The organism is Rheinheimera sp. A13L (assembly GCF_000217935.1).
Lineage (GTDB): Bacteria > Pseudomonadota > Gammaproteobacteria > Enterobacterales > Alteromonadaceae > Pararheinheimera.
This window is the reverse complement of record NZ_AFHI01000010.1, coordinates 57,107-80,883: the sequence shown is the minus strand read 5'-3', so window position 1 is coordinate 80,883 and position 23,777 is coordinate 57,107. Positions and strand designations below refer to the sequence as shown.

Here is a 23,777-nt window from a genome sequence, read left to right as displayed (position 1 = left end):
GATCAATATGGACAGTCCTCGCTGGAGTTTACCGCAAATGCTTTTATCAGCACCGTTAAATTTATAAGACCGGGCATGGGAGCATCGCAGTAGCTGAACGTTCCGGTTATCTGCTTTTAAGCAACGCATCTACGACTTCTGATGCCTCTTTTAAAGCTGCACCTGTAATTTTTCGATATAACCTGATGGCTTTTAACCTCTGACCAGCTTTGATAGCCTTGTTAACTTCAACAGGAACCAGGCTGCGGTCATCGAACTCAATACCTGTGAGCTTAATCAAAGCATCTACTTTGACTTCCAGAAAGCGAATTTTTTTACGATAGGTGTTTAGCTGGGTGTAAATACCTATGCCAGCTACTATTAAAAAACTAATCAATACACCTATGCTGTCATCCACTCTCTCTACTCCGTAAAACAAATAACTCATACACAGCGCAGGCTGCCCCGACACACACGCAAAACACAGGGGCGGACAAACGTGTTAGCCTTTGACGTCCCGGCAGCCGAAGACTGCGAGTATTGCGCCTTGTTCTATTTATTTTGAAGACACACTGACTTTTGTCGGTGAGGATTTTGCTAACTCTAAAACCTCGTAGTAATTTAAACCGTCAATTTTTTTACCAATAATGAAATAGTTCATTTCGTCAGTCATAGTAGGGTCATCTAATATGTCATAAACACTCCTAACATCTGAAAACTGTATTGCCATTAGAGCCTTTAAAAACGCCAATTGCTCAGAAGGCTTCAAGCGTTTGGTCACATCAGAAACCCCCTGCTTTGTTGATTCAACTGTAGAACCATCAAATACATAATCGCTTTTTGTGCTGGCGCAACCAGCAACAAGAGTAATAAAAAAGGCAAAGACTATATGTTTCATTGAATCTCCCTATAAATACAACGCGAATTAAGCCTGACAAACCGCGCATCGGCGGCGTTTTTCAAGCTAGTTGTCACAATCAGCACTTTTTGCTGGCGATAAAACTTGATTATTAGCTCTGAAGTTAAACACCTTACCCCAAATGGTGTTGGCTAGCGCAATACCCCAACACACAAAAAAATATCCGGCAAAAACCATAAGAAATTCACCTGATATGACTGCACCAAGAAGGGATGCAATAGTCAAGAGCGTGCTGCTGACAATCGCAGAAAAGGCGAAACAATTGACCAGATGACTTTTTGCAGTAGTTAGCCCAATAAAACTCAACCCCAGAAAATTCAGCAAAAAATGAACATAGTTATCTGGTACAGTGTATTGATTCAGGAGAAAGACAAAAAATACCAGACCATACAAAATAAAGTGAGTGAGAGCACCGTAGTTAACCAATTTCTTGGTGACCATATTTAATCCTTGTAATAGTGCTAACTCCCGCCACAAACCCGAGCAACTTTTTGCGCACTGAGCGCCTAAGGCTCTTTGTGCTGGAGCTTGTTAAAGCGCGATGTCTATAACAACGGCGATTCCAAACAAGAAAAAACCACTCATAAGAAGCTGCTCTGAGATTTTTTCTATCTTGCTTTTTCCGTCTGATTTAAATGCCTTTGATGCCTTCGAGGAAAAAAACTCAGGAAATAAAGCAATTGATACAAGAACTAAAAACAAACCAAAATCTTTTACAACATCAATTGTTACTGAACTTTGCTCATAAATTTCAAACACTGTGTTTGCTAATGTAGCTATAGCCAAACAAAGCAAGATTGCAGAAAAAACTTTATGCTTAGTTGTAGTGCCAAACATGAGTATCCTTTGAAAAGTTGCAGCGCCCGCCACACAGGCGAGCAACTTGTTGCGAGTCGAGCCGCGAAGCGGCGTTTTGATTGCGATTGTTAGCCGCTTTTAACTTTAAAATACACTCTCACAAAATCAGGTCCCCAGTCCTGTTTTTTAACTTCAAGCATTTTTTCAAATTCAAAATCAGAGATTAACAGCTCATCTTTCTTCAGCCATGAAATAGCAAAATCGAGATCCTTAGGATGCCCATCAAGCCGAATAACATTACCTGTTTTTTTACTTCCATCCAGTTTTTCAACGAAAATTTGAGTTTGCCAATTTGTCGTAGCGCCACAATCTGCATTTATCACGACTGCTCGCATTTTTCTGTCTGGCGAGAGCACCTCTTTATACTCATCGAATGAACAACCGCTAAACAATAGTGAACCCAGCCCCCAAATACCTAAATACAACACAAGCCCACACCAGAATAGTGCAGCACCAAAATTCCATAGGACATTGAAAACTTTGTTCATAGATGCAACTCCATTTGACGCCGCCAGCACGCGCGGCTTTGTAGTAAAGGCGAAGCCGCAACGGAAAAGACCTCGCCGTGCCTGGCCTTGTTAAATGCAATTACTCCCAGCCTAGCTCGGAATAAGCCTTTTTATCTTCTTCTGGGTAATCGCTCTTGTACTCCCCCCAGCCCATATACTCATAGTACTTTGTCATGGCCTCAAAGTAAGATGATGCTTCACATGTCCAGACAAGTTTTGCTCCGGGCTCCAGCAAGCGACGCGCACTATCGCCATGAGGGCCAGCCAAACAAAATGTCTGTCCATCTTCATCCTCTATCCAAAGTTCGTGCTTCATAATTTCCAAGAGCATTTAACATTTATATATTGTGCCAGCATGCTTTCACTGGTTAAACCAAATGACAAATAAAATTTAAATTATTGATAAAAAACAACTAATCCTAATCTGTTACTGCCAGCTTTGGCCCAAAGCGTGCTGGCACATTATTACCTTTGTCTGACCTGTTATTTTTAAGTTGGTCCGCTCTAAGGTTCTAAATTAGAAGATTTTTCCTTCTTCAGCAACAAATAAACGCGCCTGTTCATTTGACCAAAAGGTGCCTGTTTTATAGTGAAAGCAAATAACGCTGTGTATTCGTCCAGATGCACACCCAAAGCACTACAGGCGCTATGTACTACAAGCAGTCGGCCTTGCAAAGCAATATGGGTAAAATCAGCAGTGCACAAAAGGGATAAACAAGTGGACTGTATTCAGCAACTCACTTAACAGCCTCAGCTGGCTTGATCCCCTTGAGCTAGGCTGCACTCTTAGCTTTTGTCCGCGACCTGGGGGTGCTGCACGTAAATAAGCTTACTGGTATCGAAACCGCGTTGTTTTGACATACTGACAAACTTGTCCATGACTTCAGGCGAAACAGAGGGCGAGCGTGACAACAACCACAGATAATCTGTATCAGGGCCTGAAATAAAAGCGTAGCTATAATTCTCCTTGTCCAGCTCAAAGACAACATAAGAGCCATAAAATGGACCAAAAAACGATACTTTTAAATATCCCTCTGTCACATCATTCACAAAGTAGGCTTTTCCTTCGGCTTCCTTCCATTTTTGTTCTGCCTCCGAATACCCCCTGTTGGCAACGGCAACGCCACCGTCTTGTCGCAGACTGTATTCTGCCGTAACCTGATTTAAGCCTCGTTCAAATGAGTGGTCCAGTCGGGCCACTTCGTACCATTTACCCAGGTAATTATTCAGCTCAAAACCTGATATTGGTTTTACCATTTCAGGCATGCCCAAACAGCCGCTTAAAACAAACGCCGCTATTGCCACCACTAATCTTTTCACTATGCTTCCACCTATTTACAGCCTGCGCCTCAATGCACTGAGCTAAGTTCAAAGCTAACGCTTCTGTCGCTGTACTTCAATAGATTTAGCCCCGATCACTAAGGCTGAACTCACTGGCAGAATTTATTCAAGCAAAATGACAGTGACGCTCTGTTGCACAGTCGCTTTGCAGCCAGTACAACAGAGCTGCTGTAGTTTAAGCTTTTGACACATTTTACTTGGTTCTTAACTGATACTGCCAGGACAAGCCTGTATCGTAACGAGCTGGAAAACCCGGGCCAACCACTGCTGTTTTCCGTTGTTTTCCCCGCTTCGGCCTCTGTCGGTATTGGCGAGAGTTTCAGATACTCACATTGTTCGCTGATGGCTTTGACATGACAGTCCAGCATTGCCAAAGCAAAATGTTTGTTGATATCGTTGATGCTCTGCGTCGACCAGCTGGGAATTCGGCAGCAAAGCATGAAAATGTCAGTGCAAACATAAGACATATAGAGCTACTTTTACCCACTTTCAATCACCACTAACGCTTACATGCGTGGCGCACTTTAGCGCGTCCGGTGAAGGCCCGAAGGGCCGGAACGAACTTAGTGCACTTGTTAGGCATTTAGTACTCCAAGACTTTACTAAAATTGAACACCAAATAGCCATTCACCAAGTTAAAGTTCTCAGACACAAATTGAACCGTCCAAGAAGGCATTGCTTTCGTGTTATAGCCCAGAGAGGATAAGCGCTGATCTATGTCTAAATCCCGCATAGGGCCTAAACCGGAAAGCTCTTTTGCAATGGAGGCAGCGTCCCGTGTTTCTGATATCTCAATTCTTGCGTTGTACACGCAATTAATTTTTTTTGGCTCGTACTCTTGAAACTTTTTGTAAAGATTTTCATTTTGCCTGATGAACAAGTTCATCTGATTCTTTTCGGCTAAACTCAATGGCACAATTAAAGCAGGATCGCAGCATTCTTCTTTAAACGACCGCCTGAAAGCATTTGAAACAAACCGTTTAGAAAATATCGTAGTCTTTTTTTGTTCCAAACCGGTGGTTGGATTTCGGCACTTGTATTCAATTACGCGGTATATTTGCCATATTCCGGTGCTGTAGCTTCTTACCCAATCCCCAACGTTCAACGGCACTTCCTGCTCCTTGATGCCTCACATTTGTATATTGTACTGGCACACTATTACTTTTTTCTTGCCTGTTATTTTTAGGCTGATTCACTCAAAGTTGCTAAATGGGAATGTTTCTCCTGCTTTAAAAGAAGGATAAATGTGCCTGTTTATTTGCTCAAAACCTGCCTGTTTTCTTATCAAAGCAAATAACATTGTGTATACGTCCATAGGTACAGCCAAAGCCTGCTAATGCTGTATTAGCTAATAGTCGCTACCAGCCATACAAGCTTAAGATAGCCAATTGTTGCACTGCCGCTTTGCGGCGAGTGCAACCTACAAGTCATCGAACCCATGTCACTCAGGCAATAACAGTCGCCCTACTCCCGCGGCTTTCTAAACTTCAGCACCATCTGATTTACTTCGCCAATGGCGAGATGTTTGGCTTTTTCTTCGTCAGTTCCGGCTAAAGTAGGTGGTAAAGACCAAATGCCTGATGGATGATCGGCGGTATCTTTTGGGTTCAGCAGCATGTCGTCGCGATCTTCAAAGCTGAATCCCGCTTCTTTAGCCAGTGTTAACCATAACTGCTCTGGTACATAACCGGTTTTTTTCCACTCTGTATTGAGCAAATGGTCTGGTAAGCGTGGCGCTACTACCCCTAGTACACCACCGGGTTTCAGCGCTTTGTAAAAGTTGGCTAAGGCGTGTTTTAACGAGGTTTCGCCTTCGAACATATAGAGCTGATTGCGGATAGACAGCACAACATCAACACTGGCGGCTGGCGCTATGGCAATATCGGCCAAAGGTGCGAAATCTGTCACAGTGACGTTTTTGTAAATAGGGTGCGATGCCAGCTTTGTGTTGTATTCAGTGCGGCCTTTTTGCATATAGTCAGCAGGCAGAAGCGTGAACTTATCTGAATAATGGGCGGCGTAGAGTTTGCCTTTTTCGGCCAGCAAAGGAGCCAGAATTTCGGTATACCAGCCAGAACCAGGCCAGACTTCCACTACAGTTTTTTCTGGTGTCACTTCAAAAAATGCCAGAGTTTGCTCCGGCTTTCGCGCAACATCACGTTTTTTGTTTTCTGCAGTACGGGCTTCATGCTGCAATGCCTGACTGATATCGGCAGTTGCGATGAAGCTGGTGTGACTAGCCAGAAGAATTACACTTAGGCGCAACAGTTTAGTGAGCATAATCAAATCCTTTTAGAGTATATTTTTATTCGAAAGAGTAGATAAAGGTAGCTATATTCGATTGTTTTAAACATGATTTAGTACATAGCCTGCAAAAAGTCGTTAACTCATATGATTGATTTTGCCAGTATCCTTGATATATCCCAGTTGATACAATTCCAGAGTAACAGCCTTTAGCTGTGTTGTTTCTCGTTCCGTTTTTATCACCTTTTTCATCAGTTCCTGATAGCATTTCTGCATCTTCCGTACATTCTGATTTTTCTGTCTACAGGTGATACACCTGGTACAGTGAGCATCAATCCAAAACTGCAATTTCTCAAACCAATATTTTTGCTCAAGTGCATAGAAAAGGAATAATCGGCCACATAGCTCACATTGTTCTTCGATATCAACGTATATCGACCGGGGATAAATTGCGAAGTACTGTTTGCTGGTATCAGCTGGTATAGCCGTATTGGATAAATACCTCAAAGTGGAATATCGCCAGTGCCCCTTTTCAATTTCATCAGCAGTAAAAGAAAACTCCGAAGGGATAGGTAGATTTCCATACCTCGGATGATTCACGTATGGCGTCGTCATTGGGTCACTTTTCAAACTCACAGCCTCCATGGCCAATACTAGTACAACTCTCTGGCAAATCAGTATTTTTCCTCTACAGATATTTTCTGATGCTGCCACTATAAGTGCCTAAATTAGATCAGTTTTATTTTTCCGGCAACAAATAATCAGACAAGAGCTTTTCTCTCAGGCTTTTTGGATTTTGTGAAAAATAAAGCCGCAGCAGGGAAAACCTTATGGCCCTCGCCCACCGCAGCTTTTCAATCAAGTGCTTTTAGATCAACTACTTTTTATATAAAACGCTATTACATAAAGCTTTTACTGAACTCAATACCAAACAACCTTGGTGCAGCCGGAACAAAGCTTGGATAACCAAAAGCTCCGCCTGTGTTGCCTGCATCCACCAGATATTCTTTATCAAATACGTTGCTGGAATACAGAGTCACAGACCAGTTTTGCTGAGTGTTCTCCAGGCCAAAACGCAGGCTGGTAAGCTGCACTGCGCCCTGAGTAATATCAAAACCCGCCACAGGCGCATTGGCTTCTTCAAAGAAGATATCGCTGCGGAAACTGTACAGCAAGGAGCTGTTTAACTGATATTCGCTGCCCAGTTCATACGAATGCAACAAGCCAGTGCCCGCTGTGTATTCAGGTTGCAGGCGGAATCTGTTACCAGCCAGATTACCGTTGCTGCTGTCGTCGTCAATTTTGGCGTCTATCCATGCCAGGTTCGTAAACCATTCCAAATCATCGCTTAAGCTTGTGCTCAGTTCGGCTTCTATACCCATATTTTTGGCATTACCAGCGTTGTCGGTATAAAAATTACCGGCATCGTCCTGCAAAGTGACCTGAAAGTTCTGGTAGTCCTGATAAAACATCGATACCGCATAACGCAGAGAGTTGTTTTCAGTGCTGCCTTTGATACCCGCTTCGTAGTTCCAGATAGTTTCTGCCGGAAGTTCGGTAATACGAGGTATTGCACCAGTCGGGCTGCTGGCTGAGTTAACATCTACCACTTCAGAACGACGCCCTTTGGAGATAGTGGCATAAAAATTCAGTTGATTGTTCACACGGTACAACGCATTAAAACGCGGTAACCAGGCGTCAAAGCTGCCTTCGGCGCTAAAAATTTCACCATTGGTTGAGACTACAGGTAACAGCGGAGCTTTAGCCAATACCGAATTGGCAAAGTTTGAAGCGTAACCGCTGGTTTTATCTTCATCGACATAACGTAAACCTGCAGTCAGCTCCAGCGCCTCTGTGACTGCATAACTGAAATCAGCAAACACCGAAAAAGCTTTATTTTCGCCAAAGTTCTGATAGCTGCCCTGATAAGGCAATAACTGAGCCTGTCCTTGAGTCAGCAGTGGCGTCAGAATATTTACTGTGCCGTCCGGATTAATACAAGGCACATTCAATGCTGCCAGTTGGCCAACACAGTTCAAATAAATGGATTCTTCTGTACTGAAAGGCACCAACTGAGAGCCATCTTCGTCAAAGTAACTGATGCCAAAGAAGCTATTGAGCTTGTCGGCGCTGTAATTAAAGCGTAATTCCTGACTGAACTGATCACCTGTCGCATCTTCCGCAAACTCTAAAAACCAGGCTTGAGTGCCGTCTGCGTCAAACACTTCCAGCGAATCGAAGCTGCGTTTAGCACTGATGCTGGTTAACTGCCACTGCTCGTTTAAATCCCAGTTGACCGTCAGGTTTAAATCTTTCACAGTGCGCTCAACACCCAGATCAGACTTACCAAATACTTGTAAAGCTAAAGGGCTACCGCTGGCTTCCACAAAGCTGTAAGGGCTGGTATCGCCTCCAGTTGGCGCAAAACGACGGCTCTTAAAAGCTGTGCCTGTATCGTTGTTTTTCTCAAAGTTGTACACCAGATCCAGAGTTAAATCGTCATTGGGAGTAATACGTAGCGAAGGACGAATACCTGTACGTTCAATACCATGCAGATCCGGCTGGTTTTGAGCGATATTTTCTACATAACCATCACGCTCTTTGTAAGTAAAAGCCAGACGGCCTTGCACTTTTTGCTCGCCGCCTGTGACATAACCATTCATATTTTTCGCAGCAAAATTACCTGCACCTAAAGTAACAGCGGCTTCAAACTCTTCCTGAGGTTTACGGGTGGTAACACTCAAAGCGCCGACGGAAGCCGCAGTACCAAATAAAGTCGCTTGTGGCCCTTTCACCACTTCAACCCGTTCAATATCAAAGAGTTCAAAGTAAGATCCGCGTGAACGGGAAACATCAGCGCCGTTGTAATACACAGAAACCCGGGGAGAAGACTGAGCTGAACCACTGTCAGAGGTAATACCACGAATGACAAAACCAGGGTTGTTTGGGCTTTGCTCCTGGATCACTAAACCAGGAGTGATTTCAGACAACACATCCAGATCTGCAATGCCCAATTGCTCCAGCATTTCACCGCTAAAAGCCGTTACCGTCACTGGCACATCCTGAATAGCCTGCACCCGCTTTTGTGTGGTCACAGTGATACGTTCTATCGCCGTTTCGTCAGCTTCATCAGCGACTAGACTGAATACGCTGCTGGCAAAACTTGCCATGACCAGTGTACTTAACATTTTCTTTTTAAATTGTTTTTGTGTGGGATACGTCATAACTAAAATCCATCTGGGTGAACTAAACAGCGGATTAAAGTAAAGACTCTAAATGACGTTATAACTACATTTAGCTTACAAGTTAATTACAGAGGGCAGCTCATTTTTGCACAGAAGAAAAATATCAAATACAACTTAATAAAAACACATCAGCAACCCCTGCAAGCTGGGCAGTAAAACCAACCTTATCATACCTATATCAGAAAAATATAAAGATTTTGGGTACAAAGTCTTGTGCTTGTTCGCTATAGTTTAGCCGCGTTCAATACTTGCCCGCATCACAACATTCAGTTGAGCCAGAGTATTCCAGCTGAATACAGCCATTTAAGCCAAACAAGGAACATATCTATGGCTCTTCGTATCCATCCTTCCGTTGGAGTTGCCCGCTTGGGTAACAGTCCGGAACAGTTTTATCTTGCGCCGGAAAAAACAGGCCAGCTGCCTTTTGAAGCAGACCCATTCGGTAATCAGGGCGAACCAGTTCATCAATTTAAAGACTATGCAGGCCGGGTGCGCCGCCAGGGCCAAGCCTTTAAATTATTGTCAGAAGACGGTACAGAGCTGACTCTGGACAATCCGAATGTGCAGTCCATTCAATGGACAGTGCATTTAGCCAATAAGAAAGCCGCCTGGTATCAATACAGCGAGTTGCAGGGCAATTTGTTGTATGGCCCACAGAATAGCTATCAGCAGCAAAAAGTGCCCTTTCGTAATCCGGATCAGACAACAGAGCAGGACAGGCAAAAACTGATTATTGATCCGGGCCCTCGTAGCCTGAGTGGTCGTCGTCAGAGTATTGGTTTTGATAAAGACAATGCACCACAGGGTTATCCGGTGTCTTATCCGCCAAGCACAGTCACCTACGGTACTGCCATTACCACCTTAGGGGATTTACTGACAGATGATCTTGGGCGCTTAATTGTATTAGGTGGATATGGCAATGCAGGGGGTGATGAGCCTTTGACCAGTTATGGCGGTTCTAACACCTGGCACGATGATATTTCAGACGGCCCGGTGTACTGCACTGTCACCTATCAGGATGGCAGCTCAGAACAACTTTCAGCTTGGGTTGTGGTGGGTTCACCCGACTTTGCACCAGAGATTGTGAATATTTCCACTTTGTCCGACACCATGTTTGATGTGGGGGTACGCTTTTACAATCTGGTACCTGAAATTTACAGCAACGGCCAGTTTAACCCGGATTTTTGGGCGAATTATCAACGTGATATTGAACCACTGGTCGAGAGGCTTAGTCGTTATCAGTGGGTTGCCAATGTGCAGGCCATGAGCGCTTTTAACTCACGGCAGTTTGACTACGCCGATAACAGCGACGCCAACAAAGCAAACCGGCAGCAGTATTTTTCTTATTTTCGTGGCCTGAACAAAGAAGGAGATCCTTCAGCCGATCAGCCACAACAAGTGTTATTTAAAGATAACTTCCCTATGTTGCCGCTGAATTCCGGCAGTAATTCGGTCAGTAACGAGCTGATCATGAAGTTTCTGGCACTGAACGAAACCCAGCAGTTTTTGCTGAGTCAGTGGGCAGAAGGCCGGTTTGATTCGCACCATGAGGCCGCCCCTTATCCGGTTAACCCGCTGGATCAAGGCAGTGTTGGTAATTGTGTTGGTTTGCCGATGTGCCCAGGCATTGAAGTTACCTGGAGTATGCAAAACCCTGCTGTTTATGCCGCACCTTACCGTATTGCCGATGAAAAAGGTCCAAACGGTTACAACAGCACAGGTTTAACTCCTTCGCGTGATGAATGTGAAGGCGGCGGTTGTCAGCCTGGTGACTTAACCAAACGTATGGCATGCCCATGGCAGGCTGATTTTTTCCAGTGCACTGTGCAGCCAGTCAACTTTACCGTGCCTGAAGTGAATAAAGCCAATGGCGCCCCTTTACCACCAACTTATTATGCCTACTGGTGGCCGCCACAAAGTCCATGGGATGTACTGACGGGTGAAACCACAGTGGAAGGTCAGGCTGCTTCTCACCTGCCTGCCGGACAACAAATGAATTATGCCCGGGGTATCAATTCTTTTGTACAGATGGTGGAACACTGGTCGGCGCTGGCTTTTATCCGGGATAACAACAGTCAGGCAGCGGGCTATCCGTACTTTACCGAAACCGAACGCAACAATGAAATTTTCTCCTATAAGGAAGTAGGAGTTGGCGCTATTACTGGTAATCCGGATGATAACGAAACCACTATACCTGTGTTTTATATTGAGGCGGATACTCAGCAGGTAAAAGCCAAAAGTGACAGAGCAGTGCAGATGGTCAAAGCGCTGGAACAAAGGGCTTTTAAAGCCATTGAAGTGGCATCTGGTGGCCTTGGCACACCCCGCTCAGGCACCAGGATGAGGCGTTAACAACCAATGAGCGACCTTAACATCAAAACTGATGTGGTCATCATAGGCGCAGGCCCTGCCGGGGTCTGCGCCGCACTCAGTTTATTAACTTATTCCTCACTTCATGTCGTGGTGCTGGAGCAATCCGATTTCAGTCAGGTACGTGTCGGCGAGCATGTCTCAGACAGTTTATTTGCCTTGCTGGATTATCTGAAACTACAAAAAAGTGATTTTCCGGCCCATTGTTTTTTACCTTGTTATGGCGACACTACCTATTGGGGTAGCGACTTACCCCGAGTACGGCATGCTATTTTCAGCAGTGAAAATGCCAGTGTGCAGCTGGACAGAGAAAGTTTTGATTTCACTCTGATTGAACAGTTAACAGCGCGGGGTGGCACATTGATCCCCCGTACTCACTGTACCGTCAGTCAACAAGACTCAGAATGGCTGCTGCAGTGCACTCACCCGACGCAAGCTCCTTTTGAGATCCGCGCCCGTTATCTTATTGATGCGTCTGGCCGCAATAGTTCACTTTGCCGTCAACTGGGAGGCCAGTCCCATAAACTGGATCAATTGATGGGCGCAGGCTGTTTTTTCAGTTGCAAGGAGCAAACAGAAGGCGCGCAGGAGCAACTGATTGAAAGCACTGAATATGGCTGGTGGTATGGTGCCAGGCTGCCTAATCAGCAGTATGTCGCCACTTTTTTTTCTGATAGCGACATTATCAGCAAATTACGGCTGAACCAGCGTCAGCACTGGCAACACTTGTTGCAACAGAGTCAGCATCTGAAGCGGCTTGTCAAAGACTACACAACTTTGTCTGTCCATCCCTGGTTGCGTAATGCAGCTAGCCAGTACAGTGATGCCAGCACACTTCGTAATTACCTGGCTATTGGTGATGCAGCCTGTGCTTTTGACCCTATTTCGTCGATGGGATTAGGTTTTGCCCTGACCTCAGCCTGTCATGCTGCCCGGCTGGTGATATCAGAGCTGGAGCAACAGCAAAACCTTATGCAGGCAACGGCGGTAACACAAGCCAGGCAGTTGTATCAGCAGGATCTGCACACTCATTTTGCCTCTTACCAACAACTCAGGCGGCATTTTTACCAGACAGAACAACGCTGGCTTCATGCGCCATTCTGGCAAAGACGTCAGGCGGGTTGATGGCTCTTTATCGAATAAACAGAACTGTGCTGAAGTGAGGACCAGACAGTGCCTGCGGCAGAAACTTTGACTGCCTGCAGGCTGCGTATATAGTTGAGTTATATTTTAGTTGCTGTCTCAAGGACACTATGAAGCTTTTACACGCTGCCCTGGTTTGTCTGCTCCTGAGTTTTCCGGGTTACAGCTGTACCTTACGTATGGGCATTGAAACCAGCTTTGCACCTTATATTATTCAGCAAGGTGACAGCTGGCGTGGCTTGAATGTTGAGTTGCTGGCGCGTCTGGCACAAGAGGTCGATTGCAAACTGGAGTTTATTCACAGCCCCTGGTTACGCTCGTTAAAATTGATCGAACAAGGCGAGCTGGATGTGTTAAGCCACTTAAGTTACAACACCGAGCGTAGTGAACACTTTGCTTTTATTGGCCCTCATCAGCAGGAAATCATCTATCTGGTCGGAATAGCACAGGCTTTTCCGGGCTTAACAAATCTGACAGAACTAAAACGCAGCGGTACCTCAGGTATTATTGCGTTGCTTAATGGTGCTTATTATGGCGATGAGCTGGACAGTATTTTAAACGATGCAAAAAACCGCACCCGTTTTGTGTTTATCCGTAGCAATGAGGATAAACAAGGCTTGCTGCTCAATGGCCGGGTGCATGGCGTACTGGAAGATATTGCAGCTTATCACTACTGGAAAAAGCTGGCTAACTTGCCCACTGTAGGCCTGGAACCCTTATTTGAGGTGTATCAAAGCCCGGTGTATTTTGGTTTTAATCGCCGAACCTTATCCACACAGCAGTTAGAACAACTGGGAAAAGCCTGGCAGCTTTTATACAACAATGGCGAGTTAAGCCGCATAGTGCAGCGTTATCAGGTGGCAGAATATCAGTTTAGTTTGCCACAACCAGCCTCACGTTTACCGCTGCAAGAACCGCAGTTATAACAGCGGCCCCGGTTGCAATGATCAAAAAAAATCCCCAAACAAGTCGGGGATTTTTATGAAGGGTTAAACAGAAAAGCAAGACAGAGCTTAAGGCAGTACCTTTTTAAATGGCTTGACCACTGAATTGGCGTATACACCAGCAGCAATGTAAGGATCTGCTGCAGCCCAGGCTTTGGCCTGTTCTAAAGACTCAAACTGCGCTACCACTAAAGAGCCGGTAAAACCTGCTTCGGCAGGGTCTTCCAGGTCCACTGCTGGCAATGGGCCTGCAATCAATAAACGGTCCTGGGCTTTTAATTCCTGCAAACGGGCTAAATGCTGTTCACGCACTTGTTTACGCAAAGCCAGGCTATTTGGCACATCTTCAGAACAAATCATGTAATACATCAATTAACTCCGCTCAATTCAATAAGGCATTTGGGGCGCAGCACCTTAGCAGAAGCACAAGTGCAAACCAAGCCAGCGAAAACTTTAGTTAACCGGCGTGCTGAAACTGAGTTTTACGTTCGTTGTAAAAATCGACCATTTGCTGCATCACTGTTTCTTCATAAGGCTGCAGGCTGCTTAAGATCATACGTTTTTCGCCACGGCCTATCACTTCGCCATTTTCTACTAACTCAAAACCTAAACGCGCTAAACCACGTTTGCCTTCGACTGTTAAATCATTATGGGCCAAACGTAACTCAGGTGAAGTGGCACAGAAGCGGTCGAACTCCAGTGTCATGCTTTCGTAAATAACCAGCGGGCGCTGAGCGTTAATCATCACCTGATGCTGCTTCATTAAAGGCTGCAGAATATGCGGGAAGTTTTGACCAGAAAAACGCACATAGTCTTTCACTAAGGATTCGATATAGGTCAAATCATGATGAATTTCACCTTGCTGGCGCAAAATTAAATAATTTTTTTTCTGTTGATCACATAAACGCCATTCATCACCTTGTTGCTCTGAGTGCAACAGCACATCTGAGCTGACCATACCGGCGAAGGTGCAATGTAACTTACGGGCTAAACCGTGTTTGCTGACCATATGGGCAAACAACAAATCACCAGGCACACAGAATCTTTTACTGTCGGCGTCGTGGATGGGGTTAAAATCTGTTGCCACTTCCTTGGCAAAACGGCAGGCCTGCTGACGGCTAAAACTGACTTCGTGGTTATGCTCACTAATAAACTGCTGTAAAAACATGGATCCCCGTCCTGACGACTATCGAAGTGGTGCAGTGTACCTCAGACCACGGTTTAAATTGGTCTAGCCAGTCATCAATTAACTAAGACATTCTGGCCAGGCCCACGTCGGCGTGAGATAAACAAAAAGTTGCCCTGTGGTTTTTTCGCCTGTGTTTTGGCATCACTGGCCAAAGCGGCCACATCATGATGACAAACACATAACCTTGGGTCGGGTGACACTACCCCAACAGCCAGACTGAGTAAAGGATAAAACACCTGTTCGCCACTACGATTCTGACTGCGAATGCCGCCGGCCTGAACATGAGCACTTTCGTAATAAAACAGTACCCGCTCAGCAAATTCATTCAGCACCTGCTGACACAACAGCTGCCAGTTGTCGCTGGTGAAGATCACCACAAAATCATCGCCCCCTACATGACCGACAAAATGCCCATCAGCCCCGGCTATACTGGTCAGCAACTCAGCCACCAGTTGGATCACCAAATCGCCTTTGCTGTAACCATAGCTATCGTTGTAAGGCTTAAAGTCGTTTAAATCAAAATAGGCGATATGAAAACTTTTACGCCGCTGCAATAAACCATCAATTTCACGATAAATCGGCACGTTACCCGGCAATAAAGTCAGAGGATTAGCGTAACGCGCATTTTGTAATTTGCTTTCAGTGATACGTTTTAATAAAGCCCGCACTGAACCTAAGCCCAGATATTTTTGCTCGCGGGTGACAATAAAATACCAGCTGCCTTCGTCGTCCTGATCGGTCACCTGCTGACTGAGTTGATCCAGGCTGCAATACTCGTCTACGATCACAGCATCCTGATCCATCAAAGCTTTGACGGTTTTCTTTTCATACAAAGCCCGGCCATAAGGGCTTGAGAACAGCTCAAACAACACAGATTTCTGAATAATACCTACAGGCTGTTCGTCTTCGACCACTGCCAGACTGGACCACTGCGGGTTTTTACTAAAAATATCAAAAAGTTGCGCTACAGTTGTAATGCTGGCCACGGCTGGCACAGTTAATAATAAAGCGCCAACTTGTTCCGTCGAGTTCGGAGGTGCACTGCCCTGATTAGGATTAAGCTGATAACTGCCTGTGACCACAGAACTCATCACCGCATTTGGGCGGCCTAATAAATAACCCTGGCCATAGTCGGCGCCCAGTTCCTGACAAAGCAGCAACTCTTCGCGGGTTTCAATACCTTCAGCCACAACAGCTGAGCCTGTGCTTTTCGCTAAGGCAATAATACTGCGGACAAATTCTTTTTTGGTCGGGTCGGCATGCACCTGGCTAATAAAGTAGCGGTCAATTTTAATCAGATCGGGTTTTAGTTCAGACCACAGCTTTAAACCGGAAAAGCCACTGCCTAAATCGTCAATGGCAATACGAAAACCCAGTTCGCGGTAATGATGCACTGCATTAATCAGCACTGAGGAGTCATCCACCTGATACTGCTCCGACAGCTCAATAACAACACGACTTGGGTCCAGTTGATACTTTTTCAGCAGGGCCAGAGTTAAACCGGAAGGATGATCGTTAGACAGCAACAAAAGCGGATTCACGTTTAAATACAAATCCCCCTGCACAGCTGCAGCGGAAAAGGCAGCAATACTCAGCTCCCGGCAAAGCATTTCCAATTCAGGCAATAACTGGCACTGATGTGCCACTTTAAATAACACTAAAGGAGAATGCAGCGGACTGTCGGATGGGCCACGGATCAGTGCTTCATAGCCCTGAATATGGCCGGTATTAAAATCCAGTACAGGCTGAAACAGCGGCTGCAACTTACGCTGCTGTAAAATACTGACCAGTTCTTGCCTGTAACTTTCATCTGTCCACATGGTACTGCGCTCACACGTCGTTAAAGTGCGGAGTGTAAGAAAGCTGTGTGACAACCATATGACCATGACCTTTTCCTGCGACAAGATACAAACCACAGATTTGGCGCGATTCTGGCAAGACAATGGCTTGCAGCTGGCTTTATCGTCAGAAATCTGACAGAAGACGGTATAAAGCAGACTCAATAACTTGACCCTGCCCTGTGCCTTGGGTCTAATAGCGCGCTTTTCAAAACCGGATTTTATATTTATGACAACACCACAGCTTTTAAGCCCAGAGTTTACGGGTATTGATGATTTAACTTTGGCTGAAGTGGACACCAAATTGAAAGAACATCAGCAGCTACTGCAGGTTTTGTTGCAATCACCAGGAAGTATGCTGTCGTACTTACCGCAAAATGACCCGGCTTTGACTGTTCAGAACGACACTTTGCATACAGATCAACAAGAAGCAGAGCAGTTGTTTCAACAGGCCCTTGCTTTATCAGAACAACAAACACACCAGGCTGCTACCTTTTATTGTCGTGCAGCTTATGCTGGTCATTTACAGGCCCAGGTTCAGTTAGGCCACTGTTACTTAAAAGGGGCTGGAGTACCTAAGTCAGCAGTTTTTGCCTACAGCTGGTTTATTCTGGCAGCTTTACAACAGGACAGTACAGCAGAACAAGCCTGTACAGTACTGTGTAAACACTTAACTGTGCTGGACCAACAGCAGGCTCAGCAATTAGCCGCAGAACGCTTTGAAAAAATTACGTTACAAAACAATAGGTAACAATTCACCTTTTTCAAAAGAGTAAAAAACCGCCAAAAACTTTATAAAAAGAGCTTGCTTTTTAAACAACAGAAAACTACTGTATATCCATACACTGTAAATACAAACAGTACTGGAGCGTCACTATGTTGAATTTAAATAAAGCAGTTCAGACCTACTCTTCATTGAACCCAAATCAGTCACAGCATAAAACCGGTCAAACGGCTTTTTATCAAAAATTGCAGGTGACTGCTGGTCAACTGGCCTTGCCTGAATTGCTGTTTATTATTCAGCAGCATCAACAACATTCAGGCTGGGTGCTGTTACTGGCACCAAATCAGTTACCGGATAAATCGACTTTTAGTGGTTTTGATCTAGATATGTCCAAAGTACTGGTGATCCAGCAAAAACAAATCAGCAATATTCATACAGTATTGAGTGACGCCTTAAGCAGCAGCACGTGTAGCGCAGTGGTGGTATGGCAAGATCAGTTCAGCGAAAGCTCTTTGCAGCATTATCAGCAACTGGCAGAACAACACCAAACCTGTTTTTACCAGCTAAGCAATGACACAACACAGTCTCAGAATATAAATCAGCGTATTGCTGTCAGCCACTAATACAGGCCTGAAGCCGGACCTAACTAATAACCGGCTTGGCCCTGGCAACCATTTTGCTTACACTAGGCTCTGATAAAGGTGATTAATTGATGTATTTCATAGAAGCTGTATATTCAGGCTTTTAGTGACGTATCTGAAGCAGAGTGAGTAAACAAAGTGGCGGTTGTGTTGTCTTTTCCATGTTATTGCGGTTCAGGTAATACCTTTAACGCCTGTTGTGAGCCCCTGATCTTTAACCTGGCTGTGGCGCAAAGCCCGGAACAACTGATGCGTTCACGTTACAGTGCCTATTGCCATCATGATAAAAATCCGCTGTGTTACAGCTATATAGTACAGACTTACCATTCTAAAGCCCGGGCCTTGCACAGCGAAGCAGATATTGCTGACTTCGCCAAAGCCGTGCATTTTGTTGGGCTAAAAATACTTTCAGGATCCAAAGGACCCAATCAAAAGTTAACAAGCAACCAGGTGCATTTTATTGCCTCTTATCTGGCAGGTGATAAATTAGAACTGCTGGATGAAGTATCAGATTTTGAACTGGAACAAGGCCGCTGGGTGTATTGCAGTGGCGTATTAACAGAACATCCTGTAGTCCGGTTATCCCGTAACGATCCTTGTCCCTGTGGCAGTGGCCTTAAATTTAAGAAATGCCGACACAATATTTAAATGAACATCAGCCATGCAGCTGATTTAAAATTTCATACAAAGCAGTAGGATCGGCCTGCATCATTTCTGGTTTTTGCTGCACTAAGTGACGTCTTGCATGCAAACTTAAGCCTGATTTCACCTCATCCGGCAGCTTATGTTTATTGTCTTCCATCACCAAAGGTGCGCCTTGCAACGAATGCATTAAACGCAGAGCAACAGCCCCTCCTTGCTGAAAGGCGGTGGCCTGTTGTTTTAAATGTTGCTCGTCTTGTGGTTGAAAACTAAAAGGCCTGGCCTGCTGTATACCCAGTTGCTGATACAGATCCGGTTGGAATCTGGCACTTTCTGTATCCGGCGTATAAAACTGAGCAAACTCATCTACGGCAGGCGATAAAAAAGCCAGCCACAGCGAAAAATCACTGAACTGTTGTTGCTGTATTGCTTTATTTAACCGGATACCGGTTTGCCACTCATTTATCAGCATAAAATCTGCACAAAAACATCATATTGTTTGCTTTATCGGCAGTCAGACAAAAAAGTTGAGTAATTTCCTTTACATCAAAATGTTTTTTGATAAGATGCGCTCCACACTTGTGGAGGGGTTCCCGAGTGGCCAAAGGGATCAGACTGTAAATCTGCCGGCACTGCCTTCGAAGGTTCGAATCCTTCCCCCTCCACCATTTTCTTCCTGCGTTGCAGTTCAAAAATAAGTCTCTAAATTTTCCTTGCTAAAATCAAACATATTATCAACACTTGCGATAATTGAATCGATAGGTTTGCTGAATGTCGTACAAAACTCTCGAAAATCTTCGAGTCCTTATTGTTGATGACCAACGTCCCTTCCAGTTATTGCTCAAAGGCATACTGTATTCGATGGGAGCGACCAATATTGCCTTTGTTCTAACCGGTGAACAGGCATTATGGAAATGCATGCACGGCTCTTATGATGTGTTATTTGTCGATTACAACCTAGGTTCAGGCAAAAACGGCCGTCAGTTATTAGAAGATTTACGCGAGAAAAAACTGCTGCACCCTGCTGCTGTTTATATGCTGGTCACAGGAGAAAATCAGGTGCCTATGGTGGTGGGTGCTGTTGAAGCAGAACCTGACGACTACATTATCAAACCTTTTTCACAAAGTGTATTACGCACCCGTCTGGTTAAAATTCAGAATAAGAAAAAGCAACTTGCGCCTATTTATCAGGCCATGTTTGATGAACAGCCTGAACTGGTGATCGAAGCCTGTAAACAGGAACGTGAACAAGCAAGTCGTTATCATTCGTTGTGCGGCCGTATTCAGGCTGAAACTCATTTAAAACTAAAACAGTATCAGGAAGCTGAAGCTCTGCTGTCAGAAACTCTGGCTTTTAGCCGCACGAACTGGGCTTTATTGCTGCAAGCCCGTTTGTGTTTTGAGCAGGAGCGTTATGAGGAAAGTTTAGAGCTTTGTGACGAGGCTATTGATACCAACAGGTATTTTTCCGAAGCTTATGATCTGAAAGCCCGCAACTTAATTGCTCAGGGTTTGATGGAAGAAGCCATGGTGGTAATCACTCAAGCCATTGTTATTTCTCCGTTTTCTGTCAGCCGACAAAATTTGTTGATGGACATCGCCAGAGAAATGGACGATTTGGCCAATCTGGTGCAAGCCAGCAAACAAATTTACGAAATTACCAGACGTTCTGCCCGTCAGGAAGTGGTGCATTTGCTGAACTATATCCGCACTGTAATAGACGCTGCTTCCCGCTCTGAAGAGTTGAATCAGCGTAATAAATACCAGCAGGAAGCCCTGATGGCTATTCACAGAGCGAAACGTGAAGATACAGTTATTCGTGACTTTGATTTTGATTTGTTTGAAACCTTATGTCAGGCCCGTCTGGAGTCTTTAAGTGGTCAGCAGTATCTGGCGAAAAAAACCTTCGCCACAGTCTCTGATCGCGTCGCCGCTCAAATGAACCCTGAGATCGATCCGGAAAAACCAGACGAAATGCCACCTATACCGCACTGTGCAGCAGATGCGGTGCTGCTGCTAAACCAGATTGGTGAGTTTGAACAGGCATCAGCACTGGTGGAGAAACTACAAAACTTGTCCGGTGCCATTGACCCTATACTGGAAAAATTATTCAGTGAACAACAAAGCCGTTCATTAAGCCGTCAGGCCAGCTTTAACGAACTCAATAAACAAGGTATTCAGTTCTACAAAGAAAGTAATTACGAACAGGCGTTGATCCGTTTTGAACAAGCCCTGGAAGTTGCTCCAATGAACACAGGCAGCGCGCTGAACTATATTCAGACTGCCATACAGATGATGGCAGACCCAAAACGGAAAAAACCGCTCGAGCTGGCGGAAAAGTGCCGTAAGACCTTCAGAATTGTCGACAATATGCCACTGCCGGAACACCACAGAGTGCGCCATCAGGAATTATTGCTGCAGTTTAATAAACTCAAAGAAGAAAAACGTTACAGCCGCTAAATAGCCTTTCCGCGGCTGCAATCAAACCAATTTTAATAATCCAGTTGTTGGCTTAAATCATTCAGCAACGCACTTGCGCCTAAACGCATAAACTCAGGAGTGGCCAGGTGACCTGTAAGCTCTTCGAATAACCCCACCAGCTTTAATGCAAACTCCACTGAACGCACACCACCAGAGGCTTTGAAACCAACAGGACGATCAGAAGCGGCAATCACAGCCAACACAATACGGGCCGCTTCTTCAGTGACGCCCACTTTGACTTTACCTGTCGATGTTTTGACAAAATCGGCGCCCGACTGCACCACCAGCTCAGTGGCTTTGCTGATTTGCTGGCAGGTCAATAACTCGCCAGATTCAATAATGATTTTTAAACAAACACCTGCCGTGGCTTTTCGAACCTCAGCTAAAAACTGTCGAACCTGCTCTGTCTGGCCAGACAACAAAGTTTGGTAAGGCAAAACACAGTCAATTTCATCAGCACCAGCAGCTAAGGCCTGTCGAATTTGCTCCAGCACTTCTGGTAAAGGCAAAGCCCCGGTCGGGAAATTCACTACAGTAGCCAGCTGTACTGAAAACTGGCGCTGCTGCAAAAAGCTTTTCACCTGCGCCAGATAAGCCGGGTAGACACAGACAGCAGCAGGCAGAATTACTGCATGGGCTAAATCCTGTTCCAGCCATTGCTGCATAGCGTCAGCGTTATCCTGATCCGTTAAACGGGTTAAATCGACCAGCTTCATTAGCTGTTGTATACGCAGAGGATTCGTCATGTTGTGGTCCTGAAAAGAAAATATCGGCTCTGACTGGCCAATTTGCTGTTGATTAGTTTCACTGTCCAAGTGAGGTTGCTGCGAATTAAAACAGAAAACACCGCCCGCTGGAAAGCATCTGTTGCGCTTTAACCCCAACAAACTGCAAAGAAAAGCACAGAGATCAAAAAAACAAAAATAAAATGGAATCTTTTGCAACGACCAGAGTCTGACTTAGTGAATCATCCTTTCTATTCTCCCAAGATGTAAACTTTGCCGGCCTTATGGGTCGGCTTTCTTTTTTTCTGGTACATCACTTTGGTTCAAACTGCGGTGATTGGAAAACTACAACTGCATCCAGTGCTGATTTTGTTTTAACCAAAGCCGTGCTTTGGCAGCGTCCTGATTAAACTGACTGACTAAAGCCCAAAAACTTTTGCTGTGATTCATATGGACCAAATGTGCCAGTTCATGCACCACCACATACTGAGCCACCCACACAGGAGCCATCAGTAAGCGCCAGTTAAAACTCAGTACACCGGATGAGTCACAACTGCCCCACTTGGCTTTGAAATTACACACCCGCACTTCGCGGCTGGAAAGCGACATCTGTTGCTGCCGAAGTTGCACTTCCTGCTCAAACCAGAGCTTCGCCTGCTGCAGATAAAATTCGGTTACCAGCTTTTCTATCCATTTGCTCTGGCTTTGGTTTTTGTTTCGGCTTGATAACTGCAGCCATAAACAGTCGCCGTCCAGACTAAACTGGTTGACTGTATCCTGTACAATTTTGAGCTTTAGTTTATCGTCGAATAAAGGAATTTGTCGCTGCGCCAGCCAGCCGGGTTCAGTAGTGTGTTGCTGTTGACTCAGGTGTTTATCAATCCAGTCCTTTTTTTGCTGTATAAGCTGCTGAATAAATTGCAGATCGCAGCCTGTTGGTGCAGACACCCATAGCTGTCCTGACTGAATTTTCAGTTGAACACTACGTCTTCTGGCGGAAAACTTTAACTGATAGGCAGGTAACTCAGAACTCACAGCATCAGACTCATCAAAGCAAAGGCATAGCTTAAAGTTTGTCGGCTGACTGAGCAAGCAGCGGTTCACGTCAGGGCAGACAAAATGCTAGTATAGAGCTCAAAGGCTATTACTCTTATGTGGACCAGAGCATCATCATGAAAATTATCTCTTTTAATATAAATGGCTTACGCGCCAGACCTCATCAAATCGAAGCCTTACTGGCCAAACATTCCCCTGATTTTGTCGGCTTGCAGGAAATTAAAGTGCATGATGATGAATTTCCACTGGAAGATATGCAGAAGTTTGGCTACCACTTGTATTATTTTGGTCAAAAAGGCCATTACGGTGTGGCTATTCTAAGTAAAAAACCAGCACTGTCGATGTTGTACGGCTTCCCAACAGATGCTCCTGATGCCCAGCGTCGTATGCTGATTGGTACTTTTGCGCTGGACAATGGTAAAACCCTGACCTTATTAAACGGCTATTTCCCGCAAGGTGAAAACCGCAGTCATGAAACTAAATTCCCGGCCAAACAGAAATTTTATGCCGACCTGCAGCAGTATTTAATCAACCACCACAGCCCGGATGATTATGTCGCCGTCATTGGTGACATTAATATTTCCCCTGAAGATCTGGATATAGGCATAGGTGCAGCCAATGCCAAACGATGGTTAAAAGAAGGGAAATGTTCATTTTTACCGGAAGAACGTGAAATGCTGGCAACATTAAAAGGCTGGGGTTTAATAGATACCTTCCGTGCTTTGCATCCGGATGCAACCGAAAAATACAGCTGGTTTGATTACCGTTCTAAAGGTTTTGATGACAACAGAGGCCTGCGTATTGATGTGGTAATGGCGACTCCACCTTTAGCCGCTTTGTGTACAGAAAGTGACGTAGATTATGAACTGCGAGCCTCAGAGCGTCCTTCTGATCATGCACCTGTCTGGTCTACTTTTGATCTGAGCTAA

General features: G+C 45.0%; 25 protein-coding genes and 1 tRNA gene. 9 read left to right on the top strand and 17 right to left on the bottom strand.

All coding sequences use genetic code 11. From position 1 onward, the window contains the following. Positions 1–106: 106 nt before the first annotated feature. The 11 genes from RHEIN_RS06755 to RHEIN_RS06700 all read right to left on the bottom strand — a co-directional run bounded on the left by RHEIN_RS06755 (position 107) and on the right by RHEIN_RS06700 (position 9,074). A complete protein-coding gene (locus RHEIN_RS06755) occupies positions 107–427 on the bottom strand; it encodes a hypothetical protein (protein WP_139056423.1) in 321 nt (106 codons plus the stop codon). 108 nt (positions 428–535) lie between these two features. Further along, positions 536–877 carry a DUF6694 family lipoprotein gene (locus RHEIN_RS06750; RefSeq protein ID WP_008898228.1) on the bottom strand — a complete coding sequence of 114 codons (342 nt, stop codon included), beginning with the start codon at positions 875–877 and terminating at the stop codon, positions 536–538. Positions 878–943: 66 nt separating this feature from the next. After that, complete coding sequence (locus RHEIN_RS06745) at positions 944–1,339, bottom strand: hypothetical protein (RefSeq protein ID WP_008898227.1); 396 nt, start codon at positions 1,337–1,339, stop codon at positions 944–946. Between the two features lie 90 nt (positions 1,340–1,429). Then, positions 1,430–1,735 carry a hypothetical protein gene (locus tag RHEIN_RS06740; RefSeq protein WP_008898226.1) on the bottom strand — a complete coding sequence of 102 codons (306 nt, stop codon included), beginning with the start codon at positions 1,733–1,735 and terminating at the stop codon, positions 1,430–1,432. Between the two features lie 89 nt (positions 1,736–1,824). Continuing rightward, positions 1,825–2,244 carry a hypothetical protein gene (locus tag RHEIN_RS06735; protein ID WP_008898225.1) on the bottom strand — a complete coding sequence of 140 codons (420 nt, stop codon included), beginning with the start codon at positions 2,242–2,244 and terminating at the stop codon, positions 1,825–1,827. Between the two features lie 100 nt (positions 2,245–2,344). Continuing rightward, on the bottom strand, positions 2,345–2,581 hold the full coding sequence (locus RHEIN_RS06730) for a hypothetical protein (protein ID WP_008898224.1): 237 nt from the start codon (positions 2,579–2,581) through the stop codon (positions 2,345–2,347). Positions 2,582–3,051: 470 nt separating this feature from the next. Then, the gene (locus RHEIN_RS06720; protein WP_008898223.1) at positions 3,052–3,585 is read right to left on the bottom strand and encodes a lipocalin family protein; all 534 of its coding nucleotides are present in this window, start codon (positions 3,583–3,585) and stop codon (positions 3,052–3,054) included. A gap of 604 nt (positions 3,586–4,189) precedes the next feature. Beyond that, a complete protein-coding gene (locus tag RHEIN_RS06715) occupies positions 4,190–4,717 on the bottom strand; it encodes a hypothetical protein (RefSeq protein WP_008898222.1) in 528 nt (175 codons plus the stop codon). A 353-nt stretch (positions 4,718–5,070) separates the two neighbouring features. Then, a complete protein-coding gene (locus RHEIN_RS06710) occupies positions 5,071–5,886 on the bottom strand; it encodes a class I SAM-dependent methyltransferase (RefSeq protein ID WP_008898221.1) in 816 nt (271 codons plus the stop codon). Positions 5,887–5,988: 102 nt separating this feature from the next. Continuing rightward, on the bottom strand, positions 5,989–6,465 hold the full coding sequence (locus tag RHEIN_RS06705; RefSeq protein WP_040554686.1) for a zinc-ribbon domain-containing protein: 477 nt from the start codon (positions 6,463–6,465) through the stop codon (positions 5,989–5,991). A gap of 284 nt (positions 6,466–6,749) precedes the next feature. Beyond that, positions 6,750–9,074: a TonB-dependent receptor gene (locus RHEIN_RS06700; RefSeq protein ID WP_008898219.1), complete on the bottom strand. Its 2,325-nt coding sequence runs from the start codon at positions 9,072–9,074 to the stop codon at positions 6,750–6,752. Between the two features lie 348 nt (positions 9,075–9,422). On the opposite strand from RHEIN_RS06700, the gene lodA reads away from it, so the two are divergent. The 3 genes from lodA (at position 9,423) to RHEIN_RS06685 (ending at position 13,534) form a co-directional block, all read left to right on the top strand. Continuing rightward, entirely contained in the window at positions 9,423–11,447 is a 2,025-nt protein-coding gene (lodA, locus tag RHEIN_RS06695) for a CTQ-dependent lysine 6-oxidase LodA (RefSeq protein ID WP_008898218.1), read from the top strand. Between the two features lie 6 nt (positions 11,448–11,453). Beyond that, positions 11,454–12,590 carry a lysine-epsilon-oxidase maturase LodB gene (lodB, locus tag RHEIN_RS06690; protein WP_008898217.1) on the top strand — a complete coding sequence of 379 codons (1,137 nt, stop codon included), beginning with the start codon at positions 11,454–11,456 and terminating at the stop codon, positions 12,588–12,590. Positions 12,591–12,718: 128 nt separating this feature from the next. Then, positions 12,719–13,534 (top strand): substrate-binding periplasmic protein, encoded by an 816-nt coding sequence (locus RHEIN_RS06685; RefSeq protein WP_008898216.1) that lies wholly within the window; start codon positions 12,719–12,721, stop codon positions 13,532–13,534. Between the two features lie 87 nt (positions 13,535–13,621). On the opposite strand, the gene RHEIN_RS06680 is transcribed toward RHEIN_RS06685, so the two are convergent. The 3 genes from RHEIN_RS06680 to RHEIN_RS06670 all read right to left on the bottom strand — a co-directional run bounded on the left by RHEIN_RS06680 (position 13,622) and on the right by RHEIN_RS06670 (position 16,561). Further along, complete coding sequence (locus RHEIN_RS06680; RefSeq protein WP_008898215.1) at positions 13,622–13,921, bottom strand: YciI family protein; 300 nt, start codon at positions 13,919–13,921, stop codon at positions 13,622–13,624. 88 nt (positions 13,922–14,009) lie between these two features. Further along, on the bottom strand, positions 14,010–14,720 hold the full coding sequence (locus RHEIN_RS06675; protein ID WP_008898214.1) for a DUF3581 family protein: 711 nt from the start codon (positions 14,718–14,720) through the stop codon (positions 14,010–14,012). Positions 14,721–14,794: 74 nt separating this feature from the next. Next, positions 14,795–16,561 (bottom strand): GGDEF domain-containing protein, encoded by a 1,767-nt coding sequence (locus RHEIN_RS06670; protein WP_040554668.1) that lies wholly within the window; start codon positions 16,559–16,561, stop codon positions 14,795–14,797. Positions 16,562–16,808: 247 nt separating this feature from the next. Between RHEIN_RS06670 and RHEIN_RS06665 the strand changes: the two genes are divergently transcribed. The 3 genes from RHEIN_RS06665 to RHEIN_RS06655 all read left to right on the top strand — a co-directional run bounded on the left by RHEIN_RS06665 (position 16,809) and on the right by RHEIN_RS06655 (position 18,592). Beyond that, positions 16,809–17,330 (top strand): tetratricopeptide repeat protein, encoded by a 522-nt coding sequence (locus tag RHEIN_RS06665; RefSeq protein WP_008898212.1) that lies wholly within the window; start codon positions 16,809–16,811, stop codon positions 17,328–17,330. A 125-nt stretch (positions 17,331–17,455) separates the two neighbouring features. After that, complete coding sequence (locus tag RHEIN_RS06660; protein ID WP_008898211.1) at positions 17,456–17,926, top strand: cell division inhibitor SulA; 471 nt, start codon at positions 17,456–17,458, stop codon at positions 17,924–17,926. A gap of 165 nt (positions 17,927–18,091) precedes the next feature. Beyond that, entirely contained in the window at positions 18,092–18,592 is a 501-nt protein-coding gene (locus RHEIN_RS06655) for a YchJ family protein (RefSeq protein WP_139056422.1), read from the top strand. Between the two features lie 7 nt (positions 18,593–18,599). Here the strand turns inward: RHEIN_RS06655 and RHEIN_RS06650 are convergent, their stop codons facing one another. Next, complete coding sequence (locus RHEIN_RS06650; protein ID WP_008898209.1) at positions 18,600–19,058, bottom strand: VC2046/SO_2500 family protein; 459 nt, start codon at positions 19,056–19,058, stop codon at positions 18,600–18,602. 111 nt (positions 19,059–19,169) lie between these two features. Here RHEIN_RS06650 and RHEIN_RS06645 point away from each other — a divergent pair. Then, a tRNA-Tyr gene (locus RHEIN_RS06645) sits at positions 19,170–19,254 on the top strand. Between the two features lie 103 nt (positions 19,255–19,357). Further along, entirely contained in the window at positions 19,358–21,046 is a 1,689-nt protein-coding gene (locus tag RHEIN_RS06640; protein WP_008898208.1) for a response regulator, read from the top strand. Between the two features lie 32 nt (positions 21,047–21,078). On the opposite strand, the gene deoC is transcribed toward RHEIN_RS06640, so the two are convergent. Then, positions 21,079–21,813 (bottom strand): deoxyribose-phosphate aldolase, encoded by a 735-nt coding sequence (gene deoC, locus RHEIN_RS06635; RefSeq protein ID WP_008898207.1) that lies wholly within the window; start codon positions 21,811–21,813, stop codon positions 21,079–21,081. Positions 21,814–22,137: 324 nt separating this feature from the next. Further along, positions 22,138–22,827 carry a M48 family metallopeptidase gene (locus RHEIN_RS06630; protein ID WP_008898206.1) on the bottom strand — a complete coding sequence of 230 codons (690 nt, stop codon included), beginning with the start codon at positions 22,825–22,827 and terminating at the stop codon, positions 22,138–22,140. Positions 22,828–22,964: 137 nt separating this feature from the next. On the opposite strand from RHEIN_RS06630, the gene xthA reads away from it, so the two are divergent. Further along, positions 22,965–23,777 carry an exodeoxyribonuclease III gene (gene xthA, locus RHEIN_RS06625; RefSeq protein ID WP_008898205.1) on the top strand — a complete coding sequence of 271 codons (813 nt, stop codon included), beginning with the start codon at positions 22,965–22,967 and terminating at the stop codon, positions 23,775–23,777.